We start from the raw sequence: 8,450 nt of genomic DNA, 5'->3' as shown, positions 1-8,450 counted from the left end.
CAGGTACTTCTTTTTTCCGTAGTCGCTGGGGATTTTCCTTTGTTTAAGGACATTATTTCATACACCAGAATTTATAAATTTGGACATCCCATACAGCCGCTAGAAAAGTGTTCGGGGCCCCGCCCGGCGAAGCGTTAGCTAATGCCGGGTGGGTTTTCTTGCACATTCTGATATAATAATGATGCCAAAATGAAAATGGGAGTTGAAAGGTATGTACAATGCGTTGGTACAATCCCACGTAGGCGCATGGGAAGTAGCGTTTATCCTGCTTATCGCCGGTTACATCCTGTACCGTACCGGAAAGCATAAGCCGGCCAAAATCTTGCATATGATTCTTCGATTGATGGCAGTCATCATCGTCGTTTCGGGAGTGTGGATGCTGTTCCAGTTCCATGCTGCAGACGTCCTCTACTACGTGAAAGGGCTGCTCGGCATCATGACCATCGGATTGATGGAAATGGCGCTGGTTCGGGGTGGAAAAGGCACGCCCAGCGTCGGCTTTTTTGCGGGCGCACTGGTGCTTTTGGTCGTGGTCATCCTGATCGGCTATCGCGTGATCGTGTAGAAGAGGCGGGTTCTCGTCACGATTTCGCCCCGAATACCGATGAATCCCTTATGCTATACTGAATGTGTTGCGATACATACGTAATTCCGAACAAGGAGTTGATCCCTGATGAGTGCGAATGAAGCGCTTCTTACGCTGGAAGGCTGGTATACCTACCACAATTTCCGCAAGCTGAACTGGGAAAAGTGGAAAAAAGCGTCCGCCGAAGAAAGACAGGCGGCAGTAGACGAACTGCTCACCCTGATGCATACCTGGGAAGCCAACGAAGAAGCAAAGGAAGGCAGTACTGCGGTGTACTCCATCCTCGGCCATAAGGCGGACCTGGTTTTCATGTTCCTGCGCCCGACGATGCAGGAGCTGAACGAGATCAAAACAGCTTTTAACAAAACCCGCTTTGCCGACTACACGATTGCGGACTACTCCTATATCTCGGTGGTCGAGCTGAGCAACTACGTAAACAACCCCGGTGAAGACCCGAAAGCAAACCCGCACGTGCGCGAGCGTCTCTACCCGATTCTCCCAAAATGGGAGCACATCTGCTTCTATCCGATGAACAAGAAGCGGGACGGCAGCGACAACTGGTACATGCTTACCATGGAAGAGCGCGCCCAGATGATGCGTTCACACGGCTTGATTGGCCGCAAGTACGCCGGCAAAGTCAAGCAGATCATCGGCGGATCCGTCGGTTTTGACGATTGGGAGTGGGGCGTTACCCTGTTTGCCAACGACCCGTTGGAATTCAAGCACATCGTCTATGAAATGAGATTTGATGAAGTAAGTGCCCGCTTTGGCGAGTTCGGCAACTTCCTGGTGGGCAACCTTTTGACCAAGGAATCGCTGCAGACGATGCTGAACGTGTAAGAAGAGAGAACGACGACTCAGGTTGCGAAGCCTGAGTCTTTTTCGTTTTGGAATCAAAACCAGATTATGGTAAAATTCTCGTTGGTATCCATTTTGGGAGAGGGAGAGGGAGAAATCATGACAAAGTCGAGGAAACGGAATCGATCCTGGGGGCTGCTCATGGGGTTGTCAGCTGCCATTTCGTTGACGCCGGTGACGATGCAGGGAAACGGTATGATGGACAAAGCGTACGCCGCTGAACAGAAACAAAGCGGGATCACCCAAGAGGAAGCGATCAAATCGGCCCAGCAATGGGTGACGATACCGGGAGACTACAAGCTGGAACATTCCTCTTTCCTGGATGAGCGCCGTGAGCATTATTACGGAAAAGCGGTTTGGCGTCTCAGCTGGGAAAAAGGGCGGGACGGGCATATTGCCGTCACAATTGATGCGGCAACGGGTGTGCTGATGGAATTTTCCCACTATTCCAAAGAGCGGGAGGAAGGACATTCCAGTCAAACTGTTTCCACTGAGCAAGCAGTCGACATCGCTCAGAAGTTCCTGCAGCGAGTGGCGCGAAAAGAAGAGCTGGAAAAGCTGTCCAGGCCAAACGAGTATGGAAATACGTCTCCTTACTTTACCAGTCGGCTTGGCGAGCATGCCGTAATCTTTACCCGAATGGAAAACGGAACGCCGTTTTTGGAAAACGGCTTTCGTCTGATCGTGGGCGGTGACGGCCGGATCTTCCAATTTCAGCGGGAATGGTACGAAGGAGTGCTGCCGGACGCAAAGGAGGCGATCTCCCTCGAACAGGCGGAAAAGCTGCTGGAAGAGAGGCTGTCCCCCTCATTGGTTTACACGCGGATGGATCGGTTGACGGGGATCTATCGTCAGGGAAACAACCACTACCAGCTCGTTTACAGGTACAATGAGACGGATCCCCAGCTGCTCGATGCCGTCAAGGGGACGCCGCTGAATGTGTATGGTGAACCCGCCGGTCCATCGGTGCAGCCGAAGGCTTTGGGGACGACAATCCGCGTGAAAAAAGAGAGCGAAAAGGTAATCACGAAGGAGGAAGCGCAGAAGATCGCCGAGGAGTTGATCAAAAATCTGCCCGGATCCTATCGCTCGGAAGGAAGCCGCGGAAGCGGTGCAAGCACTGGCCCTGACGGCATTACCCGGCGCCATTGGGGATTTGATTTTACGCCGCTGCACGTTGCAGGCGAACAAGTGGAACCGGTGGAGTTGAGCATCAGCGATCGCGGAAAGCTGTTCGAGTATCGGGCGAATGAACGGGCCATTTACAGGGAAGACGGACGAAAGATCGAAAAGGCGGTCCCATGGGAACAAGCGCGTGAGAATGCACTCAAGCTGGTGTCGTCTCTCCTGGGAGACAGGCTCGGGGAGATCTATCTGATCGAACGGCAGCCGTCAGAAGCCGCGATCAAAGAAATTCTGGAGCGGGGGGGAAGGTACATCATCCGCTTTGGCTGGCTGAAAGATGGCATTCCGATAGAGGGGGCCGAATTCGACGTGTCCGTAAACCCGGAAAACGGGGAAGTGGAATGGCTGCGGGCACGGGATGATGATGCGCAAACCCCGGTGGGCAGTGATACGGAAAAAATCATCGACAAGGAAACAGCCAAGAAAGTGGAGCGGGAACAGAAAAAAGGGCTGCTGGCCTACTACCTGCCGCCCCTATGGAAAGATGACAGGATGTCAGAAAAAAGGGAGCCGCTGCTCGTTTATCGCTATGTGGGCGACAACGGGGTTGTCAACGCGGCTACCGGCGAGTGGCTCAGCTTTGATGCACTGCAGCAAAAGAAAAACCCGCAGGACATCGCCGAGCATCCGGCGAAGGAAGCGCTGCAGTTTGCGATCAACGCCGATTTGTTGACAGTGACGGACGGCAAGGTAGAGCCTGACAAGCAGTTGACACGCGGGGAAATGGCTGAGATGATGGCCCGTATGTCCAATCAGTACGAATTTCATAACAGGCTTCGTTCATCCGACATGGATGAGGAAACAACGCCATATGTGTTCACAGACGTTGATCAGAAACACCCGTTGTATTCCGCCATCCAAAAGTGTGTACAGGTAGGACTGATTGCCAAGGAAGGAAAACGGTTTGAACCGGATCGGGCAATCACACGCGTGGAAGCTGCGGAGATGGCCGTCCGTCTGCTGGGATACGAAGAACTGTTGCAGAAACAGGAGATTTTCGTATCCCCCTATCTGGACGTCAACAAGAAAATGGTGCCCGCCGTTTCACTGGCGTACGCGTATGGGTTGTTCCCGACAACGTCAGCGAAGGCGTTTGAACCGGATCGCTCATTGACCAGAGCGGAAGCGGCACAATTGATGCAAATCTTGCAGAAGATCAGTAAGAAAGAATAGTGGGAGGTTGGTTTGCATGAATCGGTTAACCAAATGGCTGGTCAGTATCATCATGGTGGTCGGTATCGTTCCAATGCCGCAGGCGAAGGCAATGACTTCATCCCTATTCCATCAGGGTGTGGAAAAAACCTGCCCTCTCCTGTTTCTGGCGATCGACCATCTGAAATGGAACGCAAAGGAAAAAATGAAGAAAAATGGACCGGATGCACGCGACATGGCAATCGAAACCGAACAAAACAGGGAGGTAAGGGGAAATCTGATCGGCTATCAAACGATCTTGGGAAAACGCTCGTTCACCATTGAGGAGAATGGTGCCAAAGGAAAGGCGAGAGTACTGGACCAAAATACGGGAGAGTTTCTCTACCAGCCTTTTGCCGACGACACAGGTACGGACACCTTCACCTATCGGGTGGAAGACTTGTTCGGCCACTACGACATCGCGGAGGTAACGGTCACCATCAACCTGCCGAACAACGCTCCTGTGGCGAAGGATCTTTCAGTCCATGCCAGCAAAGACAAGCCGGCTTCGAGCAGGTTGTTGGCGGATGATCCGGATGGAGACACGTTCACCTTCTCCATCGAAGTCCTGCCGGAAAAAGGCGCGGTAACCATCACCGATCCAAGAACGGGAGCGTTTACCTACACACCGGATCAGGGGGCAACCGGAAAGGATCGCTTCACGTTCTCCGTTTTTGACGGAAAAGCAAGATCCAACTGGGGTACCGTCACCATTGAAATCACCGAATAGAGCCATAAGCTGTTGGTACAGCCAACGGCTTCTTTTTTTGGAAAGCATCACAGGCTGTTTAGACGTGTCGGAAAAAGTGAAAGAAAATGCCGGAGCGACCGTCTAATGCATGAGGAGGTGAACAGGGTGAACGACGAGGAACGGGTGGAAACCTGGTTTCGCTTGTATCATCAGGATCTATACAATTATTTGGTCTATTTTACGGGGAACCGAGATGTAGAAGATTTGGTTCAGGAAGTGTTTATCAAGGCGATCAGAAAACAATCACAATACCAAGGGTTTGCCAGCGTGAAAACATGGCTGTTTCGAATTGCGCGCAACTGCGCCATTGACGAGGCGCGGCGTCGGCGTGTACTCAAGTGGATCCCGGAGGAATGGCTGCGGCTGGTCCTGTCAAAAGAAAGAGAACCATCAGAGATTGTCATCCTGCGGGAAGACGTGGATTTTCTCTACCAGGCCATTCGCACGCTAAAGCAGAGCTATCGAGATGTGGTTTTGTTACGGCATGTTCAGGGGCTGACGGTTAGCGAAACGGCAGAAATCCTTGATTGGAGTGAATCGAAAGTGAACACAACTGTACACAGGGCCCTGAAACAGTTGAAGAAAAAAATGGAAATGGAAAGAAACGGGATTGGGGTGGGTACATGTGCTCAAAGATGAAGAATTGCTGTCCCTCTTTAAGCAGTTGCCCCGATATGAAATGAAATCGGAGAGAGCCGTTCCGATGGTAGCGACTCTTCAAAAAATAGAGCAGCAAGAGCTTCGAATAAAGCGACAGCAGCTGATTGGGCGCCGGTTCCGTAGATGGATGGCGGTTGCAGGTGTACTAGCGATGTTCATGGTGTACTTCCCTTTTGGAGGAGAAGAGGTGCTTCAACGAATTCTCTTCAGGGTCACGACAACAACCCTTCCCGAAGTGAACGATACAAAACAGGTGGAGAAGACACTGGAAAAACTGTTTTCCTACTACCCCGAGCTGCGTGCGTATCAGCTATCTCGCCGTGATACAGGAAGCATCATTGAAATTCACTTGAAAAAACCGCAAAGTGCGGCAAATGCAGACATTCGGGTAGAGACTGTAACGGGAAAACTGCTTTCCTTCCATTGGGATATCAGCGAGTCCCCGGCACGTATATCGAATGCGGGAAATGACCAAATCGCCCGCTCGTTCATGGAAGCCATTCGCGGAACGGAAAGCGGCATCGATTTCTCCAATCCCCAGCCAAACCTTTTTCAGCGCGTGGTGAATGGGATCCCGGTTCAAGGTGAGTGGATCGATGTTTTGACGGATCAATCGGGACGCGTCATTTCCTATCAAGACCATATGGAACAGACGTTCATCCCGGACAGCCATTTTCCTGGGACATCTGACGTGTTGCCTGTTCAACAGCTGGCGAGCAAGCTGTCTTCCGAAATGCGCCTGGTCTATGTAGAAAGTGTACCGCAGAAATCGCCGCAGCCGCATGCATCTTCCCGTGAAGCGGCACTGATCTACACGCCGGGAGTGCGGTTTCCCGACAGCGTGAAGTTCGACGCCAAAACAGGAGCCATTCGTTATTCTTCCAATTATGATCGGGATTTTGCCCGCCGTACGGAGCCGCTCAAAGTTTCATCGCCAAGGAAAACCTTCACGGTAAAAAACAAGGCTGAAGCTGCCGATTTGCTTCGGACCTTTGGCTATCCGGTGAAAAACTCCAATGAACTGAAGCGGCAAGAGGCACCCGCGCGGAACGCATGGATGTATTTTATTGACTTCCTGGACGGGCCGAAAGTGTATGCGGATCGTGATACCGGGGCTCTCCTGTATGTTGGCGGACAACCGGCCGACAAGCCTGTGAGAGAGCCTTCCCTTTCAATGTCCGAGGCAGAAAAAATCGCGATCCGCCAACTGGAACCGTACCTCGATCCCGGCGTGAGCGAGGTTCAAATGGCCCATCGGCAGTATACGCCTGAAGCAGGAACGTACAGCTTTTATTATTTGGCAAGCTACAAGGGAGTTCCCGTTGTGAAATACCACGAAGGCGATTTGGCCTACAGCGTCACAATTGATGCGACAACGGGAGAACCAAGGGGATTTACGCGCGGTGATGTGCCGTATCAGCTTTTGACCAACATGCCCGTGAGACTGCAAAAGCCGTTTGTCATATCAAAAGAAGAAGCGGCAACCATCTTTCTCAAAGAAAGTGATTTCCGCCTGGTGTACATGTATGAGGGAACGGGAATACAGAGGCTGCCCCGCCTTGTGTATGTGCTTACGAACGAGCAGCCTGTCCGAATTGACGCCACGACTGGAAGTGTCATCACAAAATAAATGGCACTTCCATCACTTCGCCATGCACGCTTCCCTGCTCTCTGCCAGCATGGTTCCTTCTCGAGCAAATCGCACGTGCCAGGACAATGCTTTTTCCAAAACGTGAGGGGTCTGACCGCCTCTTTCCAGGGCTTCATGGTAGTACTCGTAAAGCTGCGCCCGATACGCCGGATGTGCGCACTTTTCAATAATCAGCGGGGCCCGTTCCCGGGGAGCCAATCCGCGCAAATCTGCCAATCCTTGTTCCGTTACGATAATGTCCACATCATGCTCGGTGTGGTCGATATGGGAAGCAAACGGAACGATGCTGGAGATGTTTCCGCCTTTTGCAGTCGATTTGGTGACAAATACGGCCAACCGGGAGTTTCGGGCGAAATCACCTGAACCGCCAATTCCGTTCATCATTTTGGTTCCCATCACATTGGTTGAATTGACATTGCCGTAGATATCCACTTCCAGTGCGGTATTAATGGAGATTAACCCCAACCGGCGAATGATTTCCGGGTGGTTGGAGATTTCCTGCGGGCGCAGCACGATTTTGTCCCGGTAGGTTTCAAAATGAGTCAAAACGTGCTGCATCTTTTGCGCCGACAGCGTAATCGAGCATCCGGAGGCGAATTTGATCTTGCCTGCATCCAGCAAATCAAACACGGCATCCTGAAGCACTTCCGAATACACTTCCAAATCAGAAAAATCAGAGTCTAAAAATCCGTTGAACACAGCGTTTGCGATGGTGCCGATCCCTGATTGAAGCGGTGCCAAATGCTTGGGAAGTCTGCCCGCTTTTACTTCGCGCTGAAGGAATTCAATCAAATGGTTCGCCATCACAGCGGTTTCCTGATCAGGCTCCACAATCGTAGAGGGAGAGTCCAGTTGATTCGTAATCACAATCCCTTTGATTTTATGGATGTCGACGGGAATTCCCGCGCAGCCGATACGCTGATCCACTTTTGTCAAAGGAATCGGCAGACGCTCGCCCTGCATTCCCGGATCATAGATATCATGTACGCCTTCCAGTGCAGCAGGTTGAGCGGTGTTTAACTCAACGATAACCTGTTTTGCCTGCTGGACGAAAATACTGGAATTGCCCACGGAGGTTGCCGGAATAATCAGTCCGTCTTCGGTAATTGCAACCGCTTCCACAATTGCATAATCGATCGGGGCCAGGATGTTTGCTCGGAGCAGCTCCGCCGTATGAGACAGATGCTGATCGACAAACAACATCTCCCCGTTGTTCATTTTTTGACGCATGACGGGATCTGCCTGAAAGGGCAGCCTCTTATGAATGATGCCGGCTTCCGCCATAATCGCATCCACATCCGAACCAAGTGACGCACCGGTATAGACGTTGATTTTAAACGGCCGGTTTTCCCTTTTTGCGCGTTCGGCCAGGGCGATTGGAACGACCTTTGCGTCCCCTGCGCGTGTAAAACCGCTGAGGCCGACTGTCATGCCGTCTTGAATCCAGCTGGCCGCCTCCTCGGCTGACACAATTTTCTGATGTAGATGTTGATCACGTAAGCGTTCCCATAACATAAGTCCACACCTGCCATCCCACGAGTTCTTGTTCATCAAGATAGCATGACGAA

The 8,450-nt window shown here is 51.7% G+C and carries 7 protein-coding genes; 6 read left to right on the top strand and 1 reads right to left on the bottom strand.

What is annotated here, in order from left to right:
• The first annotated feature begins 211 nt into the window (after positions 1 to 211).
• From ACE99V_RS12975 to ACE99V_RS12950, 6 genes are all read left to right on the top strand, one after another.
• A complete protein-coding gene (locus ACE99V_RS12975; RefSeq protein WP_400491511.1) occupies positions 212 to 565 on the top strand; it encodes a YisL family protein in 354 nt (117 codons plus the stop codon).
• 108 nt (positions 566 to 673) lie between these two features.
• A complete protein-coding gene (hemQ, locus tag ACE99V_RS12970) occupies positions 674 to 1,426 on the top strand; it encodes a hydrogen peroxide-dependent heme synthase (protein ID WP_400491510.1) in 753 nt (250 codons plus the stop codon).
• Positions 1,427 to 1,543: 117 nt separating this feature from the next.
• Positions 1,544 to 3,802 (top strand): YcdB/YcdC domain-containing protein, encoded by a 2,259-nt coding sequence (locus ACE99V_RS12965; protein WP_400491509.1) that lies wholly within the window; start codon positions 1,544 to 1,546, stop codon positions 3,800 to 3,802.
• A gap of 16 nt (positions 3,803 to 3,818) precedes the next feature.
• Positions 3,819 to 4,550, top strand: coding sequence for an Ig-like domain-containing protein (locus ACE99V_RS12960; protein ID WP_400491508.1), 732 nt, complete (start codon positions 3,819 to 3,821; stop codon positions 4,548 to 4,550).
• Positions 4,551 to 4,676: 126 nt separating this feature from the next.
• A complete protein-coding gene (locus tag ACE99V_RS12955) occupies positions 4,677 to 5,210 on the top strand; it encodes an RNA polymerase sigma factor (protein WP_400491507.1) in 534 nt (177 codons plus the stop codon).
• Positions 5,197 to 6,861, top strand: coding sequence for a hypothetical protein (locus ACE99V_RS12950; protein WP_400491506.1), 1,665 nt, complete (start codon positions 5,197 to 5,199; stop codon positions 6,859 to 6,861). Before ACE99V_RS12955 ends, ACE99V_RS12950 begins: the two co-directional genes overlap by 14 nt.
• A 12-nt stretch (positions 6,862 to 6,873) precedes the next feature.
• Here the strand turns inward: ACE99V_RS12950 and scpC are convergent, their stop codons facing one another.
• Entirely contained in the window at positions 6,874 to 8,397 is a 1,524-nt protein-coding gene (gene scpC / locus ACE99V_RS12945; protein ID WP_400491505.1) for a succinyl-CoA:acetate CoA-transferase ScpC, read from the bottom strand.
• Positions 8,398 to 8,450 lie beyond the last annotated feature (53 nt).

The sequence above is a fragment of the Brevibacillus soli genome, from assembly GCF_044759095.2.
Classification (GTDB): Bacteria; Bacillota; Bacilli; order Brevibacillales; family Brevibacillaceae; genus JBIYSM02.
Note: the sequence above shows the minus strand (reverse complement) of the source record. Positions and strands in the feature narration are given on the sequence as shown.

Excerpts from the sequence above, each read along its gene's own strand:
- ACE99V_RS12960 (WP_400491508.1), top strand. The coding sequence starts at position 3,819 with ATGAATCGGTTAACCAAATGGCTGGTCAGTATCATCATGGTGGTCGGT.
- hemQ (WP_400491510.1), top strand. The coding sequence starts at position 674 with ATGAGTGCGAATGAAGCGCTTCTTACGCTGGAAGGCTGGTATACCTAC.
- ACE99V_RS12975 (WP_400491511.1), top strand. The coding sequence starts at position 212 with ATGTACAATGCGTTGGTACAATCCCACGTAGGCGCATGGGAAGTAGCG.
- ACE99V_RS12965 (WP_400491509.1), top strand. The coding sequence starts at position 1,544 with ATGACAAAGTCGAGGAAACGGAATCGATCCTGGGGGCTGCTCATGGGG.
- scpC (WP_400491505.1), bottom strand. The coding sequence starts at position 8,397 with ATGTTATGGGAACGCTTACGTGATCAACATCTACATCAGAAAATTGTG.